The 18,299-nt window shown below is 32.9% G+C and carries 20 protein-coding genes; 15 read left to right on the forward strand and 5 right to left on the reverse strand.

Annotated features, from left to right (window positions below):
• Window positions 1-42: 42 nt before the first annotated feature.
• On the forward strand, window positions 43-723 hold the full coding sequence (gene pyrH, locus DL91_RS00885) for a UMP kinase (RefSeq protein ID WP_048189834.1): 681 nt from the start codon (window positions 43-45) through the stop codon (window positions 721-723).
• A 58-nt stretch (window positions 724-781) separates the two neighbouring features.
• On the forward strand, window positions 782-982 hold the full coding sequence (locus DL91_RS00890; protein ID WP_048189835.1) for a DUF2116 family Zn-ribbon domain-containing protein: 201 nt from the start codon (window positions 782-784) through the stop codon (window positions 980-982).
• Window positions 983-1,358: 376 nt separating this feature from the next.
• Here the strand turns inward: DL91_RS00890 and DL91_RS00895 are convergent, their stop codons facing one another.
• The 5 genes from DL91_RS00895 to DL91_RS00915 all read right to left on the reverse strand — a co-directional run bounded on the left by DL91_RS00895 (window position 1,359) and on the right by DL91_RS00915 (window position 4,890).
• A complete protein-coding gene (locus DL91_RS00895) occupies window positions 1,359-2,294 on the reverse strand; it encodes a transcription initiation factor IIB (RefSeq protein ID WP_048192275.1) in 936 nt (311 codons plus the stop codon).
• A gap of 56 nt (window positions 2,295-2,350) precedes the next feature.
• Window positions 2,351-2,626, reverse strand: coding sequence for an H/ACA ribonucleoprotein complex subunit GAR1 (locus DL91_RS00900; RefSeq protein ID WP_048189836.1), 276 nt, complete (start codon window positions 2,624-2,626; stop codon window positions 2,351-2,353).
• Between the two features lie 125 nt (window positions 2,627-2,751).
• Window positions 2,752-3,810, reverse strand: a complete 1,059-nt coding sequence (locus DL91_RS00905) for a flippase-like domain-containing protein (RefSeq protein WP_048189837.1) — start codon at window positions 3,808-3,810, stop codon at window positions 2,752-2,754.
• A 99-nt stretch (window positions 3,811-3,909) separates the two neighbouring features.
• Window positions 3,910-4,572, reverse strand: coding sequence for an RraA family protein (locus DL91_RS00910; RefSeq protein ID WP_156095870.1), 663 nt, complete (start codon window positions 4,570-4,572; stop codon window positions 3,910-3,912).
• A gap of 27 nt (window positions 4,573-4,599) precedes the next feature.
• The gene (locus DL91_RS00915; RefSeq protein WP_197050654.1) at window positions 4,600-4,890 is read right to left on the reverse strand and encodes a DUF211 domain-containing protein; all 291 of its coding nucleotides are present in this window, start codon (window positions 4,888-4,890) and stop codon (window positions 4,600-4,602) included.
• A 342-nt stretch (window positions 4,891-5,232) separates the two neighbouring features.
• Here DL91_RS00915 and DL91_RS00920 point away from each other — a divergent pair, with 342 nt between their 5' ends.
• The 13 genes from DL91_RS00920 to DL91_RS13250 all read left to right on the forward strand — a co-directional run bounded on the left by DL91_RS00920 (window position 5,233) and on the right by DL91_RS13250 (window position 18,123).
• Window positions 5,233-5,673, forward strand: a complete 441-nt coding sequence (locus DL91_RS00920; RefSeq protein ID WP_048189840.1) for a toprim domain-containing protein — start codon at window positions 5,233-5,235, stop codon at window positions 5,671-5,673.
• 64 nt (window positions 5,674-5,737) lie between these two features.
• On the forward strand, window positions 5,738-6,883 hold the full coding sequence (dnaG, locus tag DL91_RS00925; RefSeq protein ID WP_048189841.1) for a DNA primase DnaG: 1,146 nt from the start codon (window positions 5,738-5,740) through the stop codon (window positions 6,881-6,883).
• A gap of 107 nt (window positions 6,884-6,990) precedes the next feature.
• On the forward strand, window positions 6,991-8,502 hold the full coding sequence (locus tag DL91_RS00930) for an ATP-binding protein (RefSeq protein WP_048189842.1): 1,512 nt from the start codon (window positions 6,991-6,993) through the stop codon (window positions 8,500-8,502).
• A 99-nt stretch (window positions 8,503-8,601) separates the two neighbouring features.
• Window positions 8,602-9,597 (forward strand): site-specific tyrosine recombinase/integron integrase, encoded by a 996-nt coding sequence (gene xerA / locus DL91_RS00935; protein ID WP_081882554.1) that lies wholly within the window; start codon window positions 8,602-8,604, stop codon window positions 9,595-9,597.
• A gap of 571 nt (window positions 9,598-10,168) precedes the next feature.
• On the forward strand, window positions 10,169-10,831 hold the full coding sequence (locus tag DL91_RS00940; RefSeq protein WP_048189844.1) for a biotin transporter BioY: 663 nt from the start codon (window positions 10,169-10,171) through the stop codon (window positions 10,829-10,831).
• Window positions 10,809-11,228 carry a DUF1284 domain-containing protein gene (locus DL91_RS00945; RefSeq protein ID WP_048192276.1) on the forward strand — a complete coding sequence of 140 codons (420 nt, stop codon included), beginning with the start codon at window positions 10,809-10,811 and terminating at the stop codon, window positions 11,226-11,228. Before DL91_RS00940 ends, DL91_RS00945 begins: the two co-directional genes overlap by 23 nt.
• Window positions 11,229-11,381: 153 nt before the next feature.
• Window positions 11,382-11,717 carry a cupredoxin domain-containing protein gene (locus DL91_RS12595; RefSeq protein ID WP_052374005.1) on the forward strand — a complete coding sequence of 112 codons (336 nt, stop codon included), beginning with the start codon at window positions 11,382-11,384 and terminating at the stop codon, window positions 11,715-11,717.
• A gap of 188 nt (window positions 11,718-11,905) precedes the next feature.
• Complete coding sequence (locus DL91_RS00955; protein WP_231551343.1) at window positions 11,906-13,960, forward strand: copper-translocating P-type ATPase; 2,055 nt, start codon at window positions 11,906-11,908, stop codon at window positions 13,958-13,960.
• Between the two features lie 36 nt (window positions 13,961-13,996).
• The gene (locus DL91_RS13240) at window positions 13,997-14,140 is read left to right on the forward strand and encodes a hypothetical protein (protein WP_156095872.1); all 144 of its coding nucleotides are present in this window, start codon (window positions 13,997-13,999) and stop codon (window positions 14,138-14,140) included.
• 772 nt (window positions 14,141-14,912) lie between these two features.
• Window positions 14,913-15,290 carry a hypothetical protein gene (locus tag DL91_RS00960; RefSeq protein ID WP_048189846.1) on the forward strand — a complete coding sequence of 126 codons (378 nt, stop codon included), beginning with the start codon at window positions 14,913-14,915 and terminating at the stop codon, window positions 15,288-15,290.
• A gap of 93 nt (window positions 15,291-15,383) precedes the next feature.
• Entirely contained in the window at window positions 15,384-15,623 is a 240-nt protein-coding gene (locus tag DL91_RS13245; RefSeq protein ID WP_156095874.1) for a hypothetical protein, read from the forward strand.
• Window positions 15,624-16,097: 474 nt separating this feature from the next.
• Window positions 16,098-17,684, forward strand: coding sequence for an ATP-binding protein (locus DL91_RS00970; protein ID WP_052374007.1), 1,587 nt, complete (start codon window positions 16,098-16,100; stop codon window positions 17,682-17,684).
• 268 nt (window positions 17,685-17,952) lie between these two features.
• Window positions 17,953-18,123, forward strand: coding sequence for a hypothetical protein (locus tag DL91_RS13250; protein ID WP_156095876.1), 171 nt, complete (start codon window positions 17,953-17,955; stop codon window positions 18,121-18,123).
• Window positions 18,124-18,299: the final 176 nt, after the last annotated feature.

Consider the following 18,299-nt stretch of genomic DNA (forward strand, 5'->3'; position numbering starts at 1 on the left):
CTATTTATTATATTAAATTTAAGTATCTTTGATGGTGATGAGATGAAGATAGTTGTTACAATAGGCGGTTCAATAATAATTAAAGATTATGATTACAAAAAATTCAGGGACTATGCAGAGGTACTGCAGGACCTGTCCAAAGAACATCAAATATTCGTTGTTGTTGGAGGTGGAAAAACAGCTCGTGATTACATAGGAATTGCTAGAGGTCTTGAAGCATCTGAAGCAATGTGTGATGATGTGGGTATAGAAGTAACAAGACTGAATGCAAAGCTTTTAATTACAGCTCTTGGGGCGGATGCATATCCTGAAGTACCCCATAACTTTAGAGAGGCGTTACAATTTGCAAGTTCTAATAGAATCATTGTTATGGGCGGTACAGAACCAGCACATAGTACAGATGCAGTAGGAAGTATTCTTGCGGAATTTGTGGGTGCAGAACTACTCATTAATGCAACCTCTGTAGATGGTCTTTACAACAAAGACCCTAATAAGTATCCTGATGCAGAGAAATTTGATGAGGTTAAACCATCTAAGATGATGGAACTTATGTCAACCAAGGATATTAAGGCGGGTACATACGAATTTTTTGATATGACAGCGATACAGATTATTAAGAGATCAAGTATCAAAACAGTTATATTAAATGGGGGAGATCCTCAAAATATTAAAACTGCAATAAATGGTAAAATAGGTACCATAATACTGCCAGAAGAATATTAAATAAAAAAAAATATTATAGTATATTAAAATATAACAATAAAATTCAAGAGGTTTAAAAATGACTGATCAACACAAGCACTGTCCAATGTGCCAAAAACCAATACCTTTATCAGAAAAATTCTGTTCACCCAAGTGCGAGCAGATTTACAATGAAAACCAGAGGAAAGTTGCAAAATCAAGAAGAGTACTTTATATAATATTTGCAGTATTCATTATAATATGGCTTTTCTTTACTTTAAAAGGTAGAATAGGTTTATAATTTAATTTTTTTTTATTATTTACAATTAAAACCAACTAACTTACTTTTTTGTTTTTTTGCTTAAAATTCAATATTCGCAATTTGAAAGATGTGAACTACCCCTCCCTTTCGGAAGGAGCTTCTTCCTTCATTAAATCCACTAATGTGGTTTTTTCAGAGAAGCTTTAATTTCCGTAGTTCCTACGGTACTGATTAGATTAAGTGTAGTATGCTTAGTTATCGCATACGATACTATTAATTATTGTTAAACTATTATTTATATATAGTGGTTGGATTCATCCCCACCCTCACACATGGGGTATTCTCCAACATTAAGATAAAAAAATTTTAAATCAAAATAAGTTATCAAAAATAAAAAAAGAAATTGATGGTGTAGTTATAAAGTTACACCCATGTCGAGCTGTTCAGTTAATTCTTTGTATCTGTTACGGATGGTTACTTCTGTAACACCGGCAATGTCTGCAACATCTCTTTGAGTTTTTCTTTCACCTAGAAGTACAGATGCTATATATAATGCTGCTGCAGCAACACCTGTTGGCCCTCTTCCAGATGTAAGCCCTTTTTCCATTGCTTTTTCAATTATTTCTATAGCTTTTGACTGAACTTCACCTGAAAGGCTTAGTTCACTTGCGAATCTTGGAACGTAGTCAACTGGTGATGTTGGGGGTAGTTTAATGTTTAGTTCCCTTGTAAGGAACCTGTAAGTTCTTCCAACTTCTTTTTTACTGACTCTAGAGACTTCTGCTATTTCATCAAGTGTTCTTGGAACATTGCATCTTCTACATGCTGCATATAGTGATGCTGCAACGACTCCTTCAATACTTCTTCCACGAATTAGCTTGTTTTCAACAGCGTTTCTGTAAACTACTGATGCTGCTTCCCTAACACTTCTTGGAAGTCCCAATCTTGATGAATCCCGGTCTAATTCGCTCAGAGCGAATGCAAGGTTTCTTTCGGTTGCACCGGATATTCTGATCTTTCTCTGCCATTTTCTGAGCCTGTACCATTGTGCACGATTTCTGGCAGGTATGTCACGACCGTATATATCTTTATTTCTCCAGTCGATCATGGTTGAGAGTCCTTTGTCGTGTATTGTATATGTTATTGGTGCACCGACTCTGGTTCTTTTATCACGTTGTTCATGGTCAAATGCTCTCCATTCAGGACCCATATCCACCAAATTATCATCAATAACAAGGCCACATGCTCCACAAACTATTTCGCCACGTTCGTGGTCATTTATTAGTTTATCAGAGCCACATTCTGGGCATTTAGTTTCAATTTTTTCAATTTCTGAAACGTCCTGTTTCATTTGTTCCTTTTCTGAAACATTTGGCTCCAAATTTTCGTCCTCAACTACTTCGTGTTTCATTTCGTCCTTCGTTTCTGTCGCCCCCGTTTTTCTATCTTTTTTGAGGATATGTACAAAGTTTCTCCAACTCGATTTTCAAGATTTCTAGAATTTTTTGCAAAGACTTTTACAGAGATATATTGACATTTTGTTGGACCAAATACATCATAAATGGTCCCAAACTTTTTGTTATCCTTTGTAAAAACAGACAAACCAAAACCTGGTGTTTGATCAGATTTTAATATGACTCTGTTCCTATTGGAGATGTGTGATATTTTTCCCAGTTGTTTCATTAACCCTACCCTCAAACCGAAAGTTTTATATAATATTTATTGTCGAAAGAACTTATATTTAAACATTTCGATAGTTTTAAAAGTAGAAATCGAGGTGTAATAGATGACATATCCTTTATTATGGATTAAGAAGAGCTTGAATCGCTATTTTTCAGAAGCCTACCATAATAAGCTGTTGTAAATGCTCCTACTATTGTAGGCATTAAATAACTTACAATACGATCAATCAAACTTGCAGCAATAACAATATCTGCAGGAACACCCACTACTAGAAAAAGTCCAACCATGGTTGCTTCACGAAGTCCCAAAGCTCCCGGAATGGTTGGAAGAATAGTTATCAAAATTCCTATGGTATAAATGATTATCATGGGAATAATAGGGGGAAATGATCCAACAGCAACAAAACAAAGGTACATTCTCAACATATCCGTACCCCACATTGCGAATGAGATGGCAAGTCCTAATGTAAACATTTTATGGTCTTGAAGGACTGTTGCGAATCCTGTTGAAAATCTTTCTACATAATAAATAATTTGATCTGTAACTTGAGCAAAAGTTAATTCTTTTTTGGTAAGTTTTATGAAGAATGGGAATAAAGAACGGGCAATAGAAAGTATAATCCTTTCAGCTATCTCTCTTTTAACACCTACATATATTAAAAGTCCGAAAAAGGACATGGTTATTATTATTAGAAAACTTATGAAGAGTCCACTCCAGAAACCAATATTCCAAGTTGAAATCATATAAATAGCAAAACCCGAAACAAGCACAAATGGAAAAAATTCAAAAACTCTGTCAGCACTTGCTGAAACAAAAGCAAGATCGAATGAAATTCCCTCGAACTTGCTCAATAAATATGCTCTCATTGGTTCGCCACCAGCAGCTCCTGGGGTAAGGTTATTGCCAAATAGACTAGAGAACATCATTACAAATAACTTATTAAATCCTGGAGATTTATCTATAACCTTCAAAATCAAAGACCATCGAACAGTCCATGCACCAATAATCACAATCTCTAAAATTAAAGCGATTAATATAATTAGAGGGTTTGATTTACTTAAAACATCTAGTATGTCCTGTATTCCAACAACAAATGAGATTATAAAAATTATAAACGCACCAATTATTATAGTAGCGGTTATTTCCCATTTATGGTCGCTTATTAATTCAGAAGTAGTCTGCATCTTAAAAAAATATAGTGGGGGTCATATATCAAGTTATCTATCAATCTTATAACTACCACATTAATTATGCTAAAATTAAGTAATTAACTGATTATTTCATTATTTAATATCTAAAATGTCCAGAAATGATTTTCCATTTTTAAGCTGAAGCACTAAATTGTCTTCGTTAATTAATATATTATACGCCTCTTTGAAGACTTCCTCAGCTATTTCATGAGGAACACAGACAACTCCACATTCATCCCCAATTATAAGATCACCGGGATGTATTGTTGTTTCCCCACAGATGATTGGAATGTTAATCTTTCCTTCAGCCAGCGGCTTTCCTGCATTGGGAATAATAGCCCTCGAAAATACAGGGTAATCTACTTTTTTAACTCCTGAAACATCTCTACTGGCCCCATAAACTACAGTTCCAGAAAGACCTTCTATTTGGGCAGTTGTAGATGCCATTTCACCCCAAACTGCAGGATCATCATTATCACAACATATAATCAGGACATCTCCCTTTTCTGCAGCATATATCCCTTTTATAACTGTTCCCCAGTCATTGGCAGAGGTTTTTACAGTTGTAGCATTACCCATAATTTTGAAACTTTTTTTTATAGGTTTTAATCCTTCAAGAACCCCAGTTTGATCGGTTATATTTCTCATCGCATCCGATACTTGTGATGTTGTTAGGGTTGAGCTGGATAACTTTGAACTTGAAGATTTATTCGAAAATTGGAATAAAAAATTTTCAGGAGAGAGTTTCTCCTTCATAATTTTCCCTTTTTTATCCATTAAAAATCAATCCTGAGGAGTTGTAACTTCTTCAATTAATTTTGTTCCTGCAACAACTTCATCAACACTATGAATTGATCCACCATATTCTTCTATTGCTTTGGTAATCTCATCAAAATCCAAGTCGTCTCCCTGCATTGTAACTTTGATATTTTCAGTTTCCTTATCAATTTCCATAAGTGTGATATTAACTCCATCAACTCCACGTATTTCACTTAGATATTTAGCAAATGAAGGAATTATTGGTTCATGAGGTTTTAATATGTCCAGAACTATTCTTATTAGGCCTTTTGCCACTTTCATTTCCTCCGAATTTTTTTAAATTTATCATTTAAATTTTAAAGTATTTAAAATATACAGAATATAACTCTTGAATCAAAAATATTTAAACTTTACATTAAGCATTGCTTATATTTATAATTAAGGCTGTGATTAAAATTTATTAGGATCAACATAGAACATTCCATTTATTAATAGAAACTCAGAATTATCATTAATATGGATTTTAAAGAGTTGTATGGTTTTAAAGGAGGATAAATGGCATTTCTTCATAACCATTTTATTTACTTCAATTTTATATATGAGTTAGGTTATAATATTTTGTAGATACTTATTCAACATCATAAAAAGGGCTTACAAATGAGTTTTAAAAAATTGTCTTGTATTATGGAGGAACTCAAGATCTGTGCGGAGCAGGGAATGCCAATACTTATCGAGGGAAAAAAAGATGAAAAAGCTTTAAAATATCTTGGTATAGATGGCAATTTCATTCAAGTCTCAGGCTCAGGATTAAAATTATTCGAAATAGCAGAGATAGCTGCAGAATCATCCTCTAAAGTTATTATACTTACCGACTTTGATAAAAAAGGCATAGAACTTGCCAAAAGACTTGCAGAGGATATACAAAGTCTTGGTTCTTACCCCAATCTTGAGATACGGAGAAAGATCATGGGTATTACCAGGAAATTTATTAAAGATATTGAGAGCCTCCCAAGACATATGAAACAATTAGAACTCGAAGAATGCCCAAATGGTGTAAATGATAGTTACTATCATCAGCATTTCTGTTTCAGATACTGATGCCCAATGGCATGATATTACTAATATCATTACAAGTATCTAATACACTAAGGGAGGCCCAAAAATGGGAAAAGAAGAAATAAGTACAACTAAATATCTCATTCACGCTCAAATTAATGCTAATGGTATTGTTGAAAAACCCGATGTTGTGGGGGCAATTTTTGGACAAACAGAGGGACTTTTAAGCAATGACCTTGATTTAAGGGAATTACAGAAAACAGGAAGAATAGGTAGGATAAAAGTTAATATAAATTCCAAAGCAGGCCGGTCTAAAGGAGAAATAGTAATACCATCAAGTCTTGACCGAGTGGAGACAGCCATATTAGCCGCATCACTTGAAACTATCAATAGGGTTGGACCTTGCGAGGCTTATATACAAGTTTCAAAGGTTGAAGATGTGAGGGCTGTAAAAAGAAGAAGAGTTGTTGACAGAGCAAAAGAACTCTACAAAGGAATGATGGAGGAAGTAACTCCTGAAAGCCTCAAAATGATAGAGGAAGTCAAGGAAGCAATGAGAATACATGAAATCGCAGAATATGGTGATGAAAGACTTCCAGCAGGTCCTAATGTAATATCTTCAGATGCAATACTAGTTGTTGAGGGTAGAGCCGATGTTTTAAATCTCCTTCGTTATGGTGTTAAAAATTCCATTGCTGTGGAGGGCGTAAGTGTTCCAAAAACTGTTGCAGAATTAACAAAACATAAAACAGTTACAGCATTCCTTGATGGTGATAGGGGTGGAGATCTTATATTGAAGGAACTGCTTCAAGTTGGAGAAGTTGATTACGTTACCAGAGCACCAAGAGGAAAAGAAGTAGAAGACCTTACTAAAGATGAGGTAATGGTTGCTCTCAGGGATAAGATTCCTGTAGAACAGATTTATCAAGATGTGGGCGTTAAAGTTGAGAAGGTTGAACCAAAGGGCCCAGACAGGAACACAGTTTTAAAGGGAATATTAAAAGACCTAGAAGGATCTGGAAATGCAGAAATTTTAGACGACGCATTGAACATCTTAAAAGAAGTCAAAGTTGAAAATCTGTATGATGAACTTAAAACAGTTAACAACAGTGCATATGCAGTTGTATTTGACGGAGTCATAAGCCAAAGACTTATAGATATGGCCAAAGAAAAGGGTTTAAAACATATAGTGGCTGTTAGAATGAGCGAAGTTGTAAAAAAACCAAGCCCTATTAAAGTAATTACTAGATAAATTTAATTAATTTGATGTTTAAATAATACATCAAGGAATTAGGATAGATGATAAAGACATTCAGGGATAGATTGTAAGTTACGATCTAATCCCTGGGGGTATTTTTTATGTATGTGAACATGAAAAAAGAGTTTTTAGGAGATATAACAACTACAAAAGACATAATTATACCTAAAGATCCCCTTGAAAGAGTTATTGGACATGAAGATATTATTAAATTCGTTAAAATCGCAGCAAAACAAAGAAGAAACCTCTTGCTTGTAGGCCCTCCAGGAATTGGAAAATCATTAATAGCACAAGCAATATCATTTCATCTAGCAGATCCCAATGAGGAAATAACCGTTGTGAATAATCCTGAAAGACCTGAAAGACCATTTGTTGAAACAAAAACACGCAAAGAGATGGAAAACGAGAAAATAGATCTTGAAAGGGCAGAAGGCAATCTTGTTGACCCTGAAAATGTACCAGAAGCTGTTGCAGATAGATTAGGATTTAGATGTGTCAACTGTGGAGGGTATAATAATGCATATCAAAGTATATGTCCTAAATGTGGTGCTGATAAGTACTCCCATATAAACGCCCGGAGAAAACATTTAGGCGATCTTTTAGGCATGTTTGAAATGAATGAAGGCTCTGTAAATATACCACAAGAAAGGGTTACAACAACCAGATTGAAAAATGGTAGAGAGGAAGTTGTTATTTATGAACGTGTAGACGGTGAAAGTATAAAGATACTTGACCAGCATGCACTTGAAAAGAGAAGAGAGCTGGTTGAAGAAAAGCCTAAAAATGTAATTGTACCGCTTGATAGGAAAGTATTCATTCAGGCTACTGGTGCAAGTGAAACAGAACTTCTGGGAGATGTTCGCCATGATCCATATGGAGGGCATCCGGAACTTGGAACTCAGCCATATGAACGTGTAGTTCCTGGAGCAATCCACGAAGCTCATGAAGGTGTTCTTTTTATTGATGAAATAGTACATATAGCTCCTCTGCAGCGTTATATTCTCAGTGCTATGCAGGATAAAGTATTTCCAATAGTTGGGAGAAATCCACAAAGTGCTGGAAGCTCTGTGAAAGTTGATAATGTTCCGTGTGACTTTATTTTTATAGCAGCATGTAACATGAGGGATGTTCAATATATATTGCCACCATTACGTTCAAGAATTCAAGGGGAGGGTTATGAAATCCTCATGCGTACTACAATGCCGGATACTGAAGAAAATCAGGCTAAAATTGCTCAATTTGTTGCTCAGGAAATTAAAATGGATGGTAAGATTCCTCATGCAACTAGAAAGTCTATTAAACTATTGATCGGAGAGGCAAGGAGAAGAGCTGAGGCTATAGACGATAAAAAAAACTCATTAACACTTAGATTAAGAGATCTAGGTGGGGTTGTGCGTATGGCTGGAGACATGGCAGTTATGGATGGGAGTGATTTAATAGGTGAAAATCATATGTCATTTGCCATAGAAAATGCTACTTCGATTGAAGATCAAATAATTAAGCGATACAAATCATTTGAAAATGCTATGCATAAGGATCTATCAAGTTCTCAACATATGGGTAGTGGAAAAACTAATAATCCAAATGAAAACGTTGACAGAAGTTATATGTAAACAATGAATTCAAAAAAAATATAAACAAGACCAAAGATACACTAATAATATAAATTATACGAAAATCATTAATAAATTCAATTAAACTATCACACTAATATGAATCCTTACTCAAATCAACACTGGAAAAATCTTGAAGGAGGTTCAGCAAATTTGCAAAGAGCAGTTCCTGATGAATCGGATTATATTCTTAGAGAGAATATATTAGACGCTTTTGACTTTCCAGAGATGATAGAAGATTATTTGATCGAACTTGAGATAAGGAACTACTCAAAGAACACCATCAAAACTTATAGGTCTATAATTAATAATTTTCACAGATTTTTACAAAAAGAAGAAGATCTTCACGATGAAAGACTTGTTTTAAGGGCATTTAAAAGGTACATACGCTACCTGAAACGTGAAAAAAATGTTTCACAGAACTATATTTACCTTGTGACAGTGGTTTCAAAGAAATTCTTTGAGTTTGGTGGCATTGGAGTTTTAAAAGATGTTAAAACTCCTAAAAGAACAAAGTCTCTTCCTAAATCTCTAAACGAAAATGAGGTAGTCAATTTAATTAATGCTATGGATAAAAATGGAGATGAAGGGGTTAAATCAGAACATTCAGAGTTTTTAAAACTTAGAAACAAGGTTATATTAGCTTTACTGTACTCTTCTGGTCTGAGGGTTTCAGAATTAGTTAAACTTCATAGTGATAGTGTTGATTTAAGAGATAGAACTCTTAGAATTCGGGGAAAGGGTGAAAAAGATCGTATTGTTCTTTTTGATGAAGAAACTAAGGAATTACTCGAAGGTTATCTTTTAAAAAGAGGAGATCATAGTGATTATCTTTTTGTCAACAGATCAGGTAATCATTTAACTCCTAGATACATTCAAATGATGATTAAAGACTATGCAAAAGCTGCAGGTATTAAAAAGAGAGTAACTCCTCATATTTTAAGACATTCATTTGCAACACACTTGTTAAAGAATGGTGTGGATATCAGAGCGATACAACAACTTTTGGGTCATGCTAATCTAAGTACTACACAGATATATACCAGTGTGGATATGCATACACTTAAAAATGTTTATGACCGGGCCAAAAACTAGTTTTTTTTTTATGGATAATATGATAATTAGTTGAGATTTTTTTTTAAATTATATTTTTTCAAATGTTGAACCAATAATAATAGGTTTAAATTTAGTAAAAAATCCTATTCAATATACAAAAATTGCAAAAGAAGCTATACTTTAAAGAGGACATATACCTCAAATAATACAAATTCATGTATTGATGAGTTTTTCTATTTTTCACATATTCCTAATCCCCGGTCTATGTCCTAATAAAACATGGGAAAAGATTGAAATTTTTCTTGAATGATAATTTTTAGAATAATACTGGAATTTGATAAAATCTATAAATTCAAAATATGATATTGAAATGGTTCAAATTCCAATAAAATTTTGAATACAAATAATCAATATAGATCAAAGAAAAAAAGTATTTATAATATTTTAACCTAATAATTAAAGGGAACACATATAGGTCCTTTCTGGGTGGGGAAACCAATTTTTACCATCCAAATATATTTAATCGTTTTTCTTTAAGTTATAACGATTTTTCACATTTAAATTTTAGACAATAGAGTTTAACCTTATTAATAATGTTTGGAGGAATTTAATGGAGATAACAATTGATAATTACTTTGAAAAGAGACATTCACTTTTCAAATGGCGTACTGAAACTTCAAATGCTAACAAACTAGTAATGGCCTTTTTTATGGCATGTATTACTGGACTTATGGCACAAATAATTATACCTCTACCATGGACTCCTGTACCTATAACTGCTCAGACTTTTGCTGTTTTAATTGCAGGAATACTTCTTGGAAGATACTGGGGAGGATTAAGCATGGTAATTTATTTGTTAATTGGATTTGTAGGTGTACCATGGTTTACAGGAATGACAGGAGGTATTGGGGTAATTACTGGGGCTACAGGTGGCTTTTTAATCGGATTTATATTAACAGCATTATTCCTCGGATACTTTTCAGATAATTACATCAATGCTAGAGGGTTTAAATCAATGCTGGTTTTATTACTAGTTTCAAACTTTGCATTTATCTATATACCTGGTTTGATTGGATTAGGTGCTTGGTTATATGTTGTAAATGGTACAATACCAGGAATTTGGACATTACTTGTAATGGGTTTATTACCCTTCCTGATTGGTGATCTAATCAAAATTGGGGGAGCAGCTGCACTTGCGAAGGCTGTAACGCCTAAAGAATCCTTCAATGATGGAGATAATCTGATTGATAATGGAAATTGGAGAATATTTTGATCCCATATGGATCAGAGCCCATCATCTCCTTTGTATGCAAGGATTTCAAGGTTATGGTTACAGTAAAGACTTTGAAAGACATATGGGGATGATTATTACCTTTTTAAATTCAAATCCTTCTACTCCAATTCAAATCATAACAAGCGTGGATGAAATCTGCTTCAAATGCCCATATTGTGTTGAAGGTAAGTGTGCTAAGGAATTAGGAATAGAAAAAATTGATGAGTTTGTACTTGAACGTATAACAATAGTTGAAAATAAGATTTACTCCTTTGATAATGCAATAAAAATTGTAAACAATGATTTAGATCATAATGATATAATGATTATATGTGATAAATGCAGTTGGAAGGATAAATGTCTTTTTTTCATAGAAAATACAGGTTTGAAGGTGTGAAAATAGAATCAATATTTTAATCCTATTAGGTTATTACTTCAGGCAATTTATTTTAGCATATTCGTTTACGATAAATATTTAAAAAAATTAATACAATAATATATTATGGAAACTAAAAACTTGGTATATGTAATTATTTCTTTAGGGGGTATTGTGGCTATATTTAGTTTAGCAATTATTTATGGGCCTAGCTCAACCGATCAAAGTGGTAATGATGCTACAGAAACCCCAAGTAACATAATCATCATAGCCCATGAAACCTTAACTTGGACCAACTCAACAATTAAGGTAGGAAATAATGTAACATGGATAAACCATGACTTTGCTGTCAATCATGAGATAGTAAGTGATTCGGCCAATTATCCATTTGACAGTGGTGTTCTTAAAAACGGTCAAAGTTACAATTTAACCTTTACCCAACCAGGAACCTACAACTACCATGACAAACTAAACCCTAATTTGAAAGGTACAATAATCGTTGTAAAATAATAAACATCCCAAACAATAACTCTCTATTATGATTGATATCAGTAATTCTTTTAAATTAAAATCCTGATATTTGGGGTAAGTTCGAGGATTGAGGGGTAAAAGGATTATAACCAGTTTCATTCAGAAATCAGATTAATTTATATAAATTTGGGGGAGTTCAAATTAATCATGATGATTCTAAACATGAAATGGAACATATGGATCATGAAGCTCATGAAAAAAAGGGTGATTGTGTTGTATGTGGAGGGGAACTGACTGAACAACACAGAATGGAAGGAGGACATGTCCATTCTGGAATGATTGATGATTTAAAAAAGAGATTCTGGATATCAATACTATTTACCATACCTATTCTTATTTTATCGCCAACAATTCAAGGATTAGTTGGGTTAGGTAATTCATTCAGATTTACAGGAGATTTATACCTTCTTTTCGCCTTATCATCCATAGTTTATTTCTATGGTGGTTACCCATTTTTTAAAGGATTTTTCAACGAAATAAAATCCAGAACACCCGGAATGGATATGCTTATCTCAGTTGCTATCACCAGTGCCTATCTTTATAGCAGCGCAGTGGTTTTTGGTCTTATGGGAGAAGTTTTCTTCTGGGAACTTGCAACATTAATTGATATAATGCTTATAGGGCACTGGCTGGAGATGAGATCTGTGATGGGTGCTTCAAAAGCACTTGAAGAACTTGTAAAACTCATGCCATCAAGCGCACATAAAATAATATCTGATGGAAGCACAATGGACATTCCTTTAAATGAACTTAGTGTGGAAGACCAAGTAATCATTAAACCTGGAGAAAAGGTACCAGTAGATGGGGAGATTATCAAGGGAAGTACTTCTATTGATGAATCAATGCTTACTGGCGAATCAGTACCTGTTTTTAAGGAAATTGGTGCAGAAGTTATAGGTGGATCAATTAATGGAGATGGATCAGTTACAGTGGAAATTAAAAAAACTGGAAAGGATTCATTTCTTTCAAAAGTAATAACCCTTGTTGAAGAAGCTCAGGCCAGTAAATCAAAGACTCAGAACTTGGCTGACCGTTTTGCTACATGGCTAACCATAATAGCATTATCTGGTGGTTTTATAACTCTCTTAGTATGGTTGGGAGTTACAAATTTCGGATTTGAATTTGCTCTTGAGAGAGCTGTAACTGTAATGGTTATTGCATGTCCACATGCACTTGGACTTGCAGTACCTCTAGTTGTGGCTGTTTCAACTTCATTATCAGCACAAAATGGACTTTTAATAAGAAACCGTGCGTCCTTTGAAAAGTCACGAGATATTAATGCAATAATATTTGATAAAACAGGTACATTAACAGAAGGAAAGTTTGGTGTAACTGATATAATATCTTTAAGTAATGAATACGATGAAAAAGATGTTTTAAAATATGCTGCCTCACTTGAATCATATTCCGAGCATCCTATTGCCAAAGGGGTTGTAAACTCTGCAAAAGAGACTTTTGACGTTGAAGACTTTAAATCAATCCCTGGAAAGGGTATTAAGGGTAAAATTAATGCAAAAAATGTTGAGGTAGTCAGTCCGGGATATCTAAAGGAACATAAAATCGATATTTCTAATGAACAGGTAGATAATCTATTGTCTGAAGGAAAAACAATCGTCTTTGTAATTATTGAAGGAGAAATTATAGGTGTACTCGCACTAGCAGATATTATAAGAAAGGAATCCAAAGAAGCGATAAAACAATTTAAAGATATGGGAATCCAGTGCATGATGATTACGGGTGATAGAAAAGAGGTTGCAGAATGGGTGTCCAAAGAAATTGGACTTGATAAATATTATGCAGAAGTTTTACCACAGGAAAAAGCAATGAAGGTTCGGGAAATTCAATCAGAAGGTCTGATTGTTGCCATGACAGGTGATGGAATTAACGATGCCCCTGCACTTGCTCAGGCCGATGTTGGAATTGCAATTGGTGCAGGTACAGATGTAGCTATTGAAGCTGGTGATGTTGTCCTGGTTAAAAGCAACCCTCTTGATGCTGTTTACATAATAAAACTTGCTAAAACAACCTATAAAAAAATGTTCCAAAATCTTGCATGGGGAGCAGGATACAACATTTTTGCAATTCCAATAGCCGCAGGTGTTCTTTATAGCTTCGGAATTCTTTTAACACCGGCAGCAGGAGTTATATTAATGTCAATGAGTACAATAATAGTGGCATTTAACTCAAGAACCCTTAAAATTGATAAAATTCATGAAACATAATATCGGAGAAATATCATTTATAATCGGAATGATTAAATGTCAACTGGAATAGCTCATTATCCAATTTTTGGTACAGATATAGTTGCTATTATTGGTACAACAGCATTTATCCTCTTTATATTTGTGGCATCAATTAAAACCTTAAAAAGACTCGTATTAAAAAAAGAAATAAAAATATAGCTCCCCAGTGGCATCATTGGATCGCAATCACTGCAATAGTTTAGTTATAATACATGTTGCAATACAATTTATTTAATCATTAAAATAATTAAAACTTAAATTTATCATCCCTCAAAGATTAACTAAATCTCAATTTAGGATATACAGAAAATTTAAAAAGTTGTAGAATGATATAAAATGTATCCTCGATACATATCCAATCAGACTGTTAATATGTTAGAATCTGGGAAATTCACTATTTTAAAGGTAGCTATCAATAAATTAAATGGACTTGATTAACTATAGAATTATCGTCCTATTGATGGAAATTTAATCTATCTCTTGGCTGCTACTCCTCTCCACAACCTTGTCAACAAATATATCCATTAAAATCCTATTTTCTAACTTTTTATTAAGCTCAATTCAAGAATTTAAATATAAACAAAGCTTAGTTTTTGAACATAAAATATTGAACTTCGTTATAGCATCATATGTTTTACTCAGTTGTCGTTATATTTATTCAGTTTATAGCTCAAAACATCTACTTCGTTATAGTGTTCTATAACGAAATAAAATTGATGAATATACCAACTCTTAATAACCGTATTAAACGTTTAAACTAAAAATGAAGCATTTTAAAGCATTATAATAAATTTATGTTAAAAATATTATATTAAAGGTAATACAAAATGAAAAATTTTTTTATTAATTTATTTCTCATATGCACTCTATCTCAATAGGGATATGTTCTGTTTTCCATACAATTCCATGATAATGATGGAGTTGATGATATATGAGAGTGAGTGAAGGAATACCCAATGGAAGGATTGCAGAACTATCACATCCTGAAATGTTCCAGGAACATGAAGAAGTTATTGTATTCACTAGAGATGAATTTAGTAGGTTTTATACTTCTATGAGAGAGCAAGTAGACTATGTTAATAATATAAATTTGTTTCTAGATAGGAGTGAAGAATGGAAGTTAATAGGATATTGGCCTAAAATTTTGGATAGAGTTCACATCTTAGATGTAAATATTGATTCAATACTAACAAAGGAACCACAACAATGCTATCTTGATGCATCCTTATACAATAGTGTTCGAAGTTCTGATAAGAATGTTGCACTATCTAAAAAGAAGGTATCAGGACAATTAACCCTTCCAATTTGAATTTATTTGTTAATTTTATAAATACTATTATCGTCAATTTCATCAAGAAATTAAAGTAAAAATAGATATACTCTAAATAATAATCGTATATTAATGAATAATTGTTATCCGGTATTCATAGTTATTAGTGCTGATGATTGTTGCCAAGAATGTGCAAATACCTACGCAGGAAAAGTATTCAGTACAGAAACGGATATGGATAAAAAACCACCCCTTCATGATGATTGTAAATGTGCTGTAGCTTATTTTAAAACAAAAGAACTTGGTTTAGAAGCAGCTAAAAGGATTCAAGATACACACTCAAATAATCAAGATGAAACTCAAAAAAACTAGATATTTTCATTATTTTTCTTAAATAATTCATTTTGAGCTTCATAGAAAGTTCGGAATAGTTTATTTGTTCTATGATTATTTCTGAACCTGTCTCAATGTCTTTTGGCATGAAGCGATCAGGAATAATAATGGTGATCCTAATCAATAAAAATTCTGAATATTCATCATATTGTGTTTCAGACTTTAGGTAGTATTCATTATCCATATAAAATCTATAGGAATCCAATCTATCTTTTAAAAAATGATATTGTTGTACATTAACATCTTTGCATTCAAATTTGGGGAATAAATCTGTTGCGTCTGGTTTCGTTTTATTAATTTTGATGTCATTGATTTTTATCATTGGATCGCCTTCAGAATAATCCACTCCAATATTTTAGTGAAATTATAAATATTTAGATAAAATTTAATTAATAGATGAATCTATATGATATTTATATTATTTTAAGTATGAGAATATTCTGGTGTATAATTATGGTCAGAGATGATGAAAAACAGGAGCAAAACACATCAGGAATAGTAAAACAATTTACTGAAGAGTCAGAAATTTCAAATGATAATAAACAGACTAATGAATTTCTGCAACCTGTTCAGAATCGTCCTTGGCTGAATTTAACACTACGCTATGTTTTAGCAATTCTTGCTGTAATATTGGCATTCTGGCTATACTTGACAATAACAACATTATTTGGTCCTGGACTACCAACATACATCTTGTTTTATCCTGCAGTCATAATAGTTGCTCTTCTAGCTGGTTTTGGCCCGGGTATACTAGCCACAATTATTTCGGTAATGATAGTAGGAATCTGGATTCTACCCCCACAAGGAATATTTTCAATCAAATCACCAATAGATGAAATCGGAGTAGTACTTTTTTTTAGTTTTGGAATACTGATAAGTACTGTATCAGAACTTTATCGCAGAAACCGAAACAAAGCAGCGGCATATGACAAGGAAAAGACCCTGAATGAAACAAAACGAGAGAAAGAATTTTTAGCAGATATACTCGAAAATTCCTCCCAACCGTTTGCTATAGGATACCCTGACGGACGACTGGGTCTACACAACCAAGCCTTTGAGCAACTCACAGGTTACACAACAGAAGAGCTTCATGCCATCGACTGGTCAACTACCCTCACACCGATAGAATGGAGGGAGATGGAAAAGCAAAAATTAGATGAACTCCATCGAACAAGACAACCAATCCGATACGAAAAGGAATACATTCGAAAGGACGGTTCAAGACTACCTATCGAGCTACTGGTCAATATAGAGTTAGATACGGAAAAAAATCCTAAATATTTCTATTCCTTTATTATTGATATCACTGAACGTAAACAAGCTCAAAAAATAGTGGAATCCACATTGAATGAGTTAAGAAGATCAAATACGGAATTGGAACGATTTGCTTATGTTTCATCCCATGACCTTCAAGAACCTCTGAGAATGGTTACATTATATTCTCAATTATTGGAGAAGCGATACAAAGATAGATTAGATGATGATGCAGATGATTTTATTGAATATATCGTTGATAATGCTAGACGTATGAAGTATTTAATTGATGATCTTCTTGAATATTCAAGGGTGACCAGTCAAGCTAAGGAATTTGAAAATATAGACTTAGAAAAAGTATTAGAAAATGTACTTTCCAATTTATCCATATTAATCATTGAGAATAATGTAACTGTTACTCATGACTCTCTTCCTACAATTTTTGCTGATAAAAATCAAATGATGCAAGTATTCCAAAATTTAATAACCAATGCAATTAAATTTAGAGGAAAAAAATACCCCGAAATTGATATATCTGTCCAAAAGGGTGAAAAAGAATGGATTTTTGCTGTGAAAGATAATGGTATAGGAATCAGCCCTAAACATCAAAAACAAATATTTGAAGTATTTAAAAGATTACATAATCGAGAAGAGTATCCTGGTACAGGTATCGGGCTTTCCATAGTTCAAAAAATAATAGAAAGACACAATGGACTAATTTGGGTAGAATCGGAACTTGGAAAAGGTTCAACATTCTATTTCACGATACCAAATAAAAATTATTAAATGGTTGTATTTTCTTTGATTAATAATGAAAGTATTAATAAGTTAGATTATATAAATATATTTGTAACTTTTATGGGTGGATTCATAACTTTAGGGTTCCAAGGGGGTTCCCTAAAACAAATATTTGAGTAACAGGTTTAATTTGTAATTTACACTTACAGAAGTCATTGTCAAAAGCTTCAAGATGTTAATTAACTTTTTTTAATTAAAAATAATAAAAATAGGAATTAATATAAGATAGTTCCAATTACTCTAATTTTGAAGTAAAATGGCTGAAAATATCAAATGTCCCCGTTGCGGATTTAAAGGCCAAATGAATAGATTTATTCGTCCTTCAAGTTCCAAAGATAAAGATTCAAAACCAAAGCAGAGCAAATATAAAACTATTATTGTTACTGAGCACTACTGTCCTGAATGTAAAAAATGGTTTAAAATCTAATTTTGAATATATATAATTCCTTATTATCTAACCAAAATAATACAACTCCGTCTGGATTAGAATTCCTATTAATAATACTTATATAACATAATAATCTGAAAAAAGTTAATAAATCATTAAATAATCCTTTAATTGTGGGCTAATATTGGATAAAATTTATATGTGTATTATTACAA

Origin of the sequence: Methanobacterium sp. SMA-27, assembly GCF_000744455.1 — an archaeon.
Taxonomy (GTDB): domain Archaea; phylum Methanobacteriota; class Methanobacteria; order Methanobacteriales; family Methanobacteriaceae; genus Methanobacterium_B.

Coding starts and splice junctions, on each gene's coding strand:
- DL91_RS00960 (WP_048189846.1), top strand. CDS start 14,913: ATGAGAGTGAGTGAAGGAATACCCAATGGAAGGATTGCAGAACTATCA.
- DL91_RS13240 (WP_156095872.1), top strand. CDS start 13,997: ATGTCAACTGGAATAGCTCATTATCCAATTTTTGGTACAGATATAGTT.
- DL91_RS13245 (WP_156095874.1), top strand. CDS start 15,384: ATGAATAATTGTTATCCGGTATTCATAGTTATTAGTGCTGATGATTGT.
- xerA (WP_081882554.1), top strand. CDS start 8,602: ATGAATCCTTACTCAAATCAACACTGGAAAAATCTTGAAGGAGGTTCA.
- DL91_RS00920 (WP_048189840.1), top strand. CDS start 5,233: ATGAGTTTTAAAAAATTGTCTTGTATTATGGAGGAACTCAAGATCTGT.
- DL91_RS00910 (WP_156095870.1), bottom strand. CDS start 4,572: ATGAAGGAGAAACTCTCTCCTGAAAATTTTTTATTCCAATTTTCGAAT.
- DL91_RS00940 (WP_048189844.1), top strand. CDS start 10,169: ATGGAGATAACAATTGATAATTACTTTGAAAAGAGACATTCACTTTTC.
- DL91_RS00895 (WP_048192275.1), bottom strand. CDS start 2,294: ATGAAACAGGACGTTTCAGAAATTGAAAAAATTGAAACTAAATGCCCA.
- DL91_RS00970 (WP_052374007.1), top strand. CDS start 16,098: ATGGTCAGAGATGATGAAAAACAGGAGCAAAACACATCAGGAATAGTA.
- dnaG (WP_048189841.1), top strand. CDS start 5,738: ATGGGAAAAGAAGAAATAAGTACAACTAAATATCTCATTCACGCTCAA.
- DL91_RS00900 (WP_048189836.1), bottom strand. CDS start 2,626: ATGAAACAACTGGGAAAAATATCACACATCTCCAATAGGAACAGAGTC.
- DL91_RS00955 (WP_231551343.1), top strand. CDS start 11,906: ATGGAACATATGGATCATGAAGCTCATGAAAAAAAGGGTGATTGTGTT.
- DL91_RS13250 (WP_156095876.1), top strand. CDS start 17,953: ATGGCTGAAAATATCAAATGTCCCCGTTGCGGATTTAAAGGCCAAATG.
- DL91_RS00945 (WP_048192276.1), top strand. CDS start 10,809: ATGGAAATTGGAGAATATTTTGATCCCATATGGATCAGAGCCCATCAT.
- pyrH (WP_048189834.1), top strand. CDS start 43: ATGAAGATAGTTGTTACAATAGGCGGTTCAATAATAATTAAAGATTAT.
- DL91_RS00905 (WP_048189837.1), bottom strand. CDS start 3,810: ATGCAGACTACTTCTGAATTAATAAGCGACCATAAATGGGAAATAACC.
- DL91_RS00930 (WP_048189842.1), top strand. CDS start 6,991: ATGTATGTGAACATGAAAAAAGAGTTTTTAGGAGATATAACAACTACA.
- DL91_RS00890 (WP_048189835.1), top strand. CDS start 782: ATGACTGATCAACACAAGCACTGTCCAATGTGCCAAAAACCAATACCT.